Annotated in this window: 1 protein-coding gene and 1 pseudogene; both read left to right on the top strand. The window is 64.7% G+C overall.

Going from position 1 to position 592, the window contains the following annotated elements; translation table 11 throughout:
- Window positions 1-321: pseudogene (locus tag HNH97_RS17105) on the top strand (baseplate J/gp47 family protein); the annotation flags it as partial.
- 1 nt (window position 322) lies between these two features.
- The coding region (locus tag HNH97_RS17110; RefSeq protein WP_171791687.1) for a DUF2612 domain-containing protein at window positions 323-592 on the top strand (270 nt) is incomplete at its 3' end.

Genomic DNA, 592 nt, shown 5'->3' on the forward strand with positions numbered 1-592 from the left:
TTCGATTACGCGACGCCCACGCCGATCTTCATTGCCGTGTCGCTCGCCAGTTCGGCGACCGTGCCGTCAGATGCGCTGACGCAGATACAGGCGGTGGCGGCCGCGGCCTTCGACGGCACGGATGGCGGGACGCGGGCGCGCATTGCGTCACGGCTGTATGCCAGCAGGTTCTATGCCGGGATCGCGGCGCTGGGCGCATGGGCGCAGATCGTGGAGATCACGATCGGCACGGCCGCCGCGCCCACCGGCTTTACGGTGCAGATGGACATCAACCAGGCGCCCACGCTTGATCCCGCCGACATCACGCTGGCGCTGGTGTGACATGGATAATGTGCAGCAGACCGTCATCAGCCAGTACGCCAACAGCCTCACCCTCTGCACCCTGATCGACGCATGGAACCAGTGCATCGACCCGACGGCCAGCATCGACAGCTTCTATAACTTGATCTGGAATGTGCAGACGGCGCAGGGCTACGGCCTTGACGTGTGGGGGCGCATTGTCGGCATCAGCCGGGTGCTGACGATAACCGAAGACCTGTTCTGGGGTTTTGGGGAGGCAGGCAATACCTCCGCCGCGCCCTTCGGGCAGGGG

Source organism: Gluconacetobacter entanii, assembly GCF_013155425.1.
Classification (GTDB): domain Bacteria; phylum Pseudomonadota; class Alphaproteobacteria; order Acetobacterales; family Acetobacteraceae; genus Novacetimonas; species Novacetimonas entanii.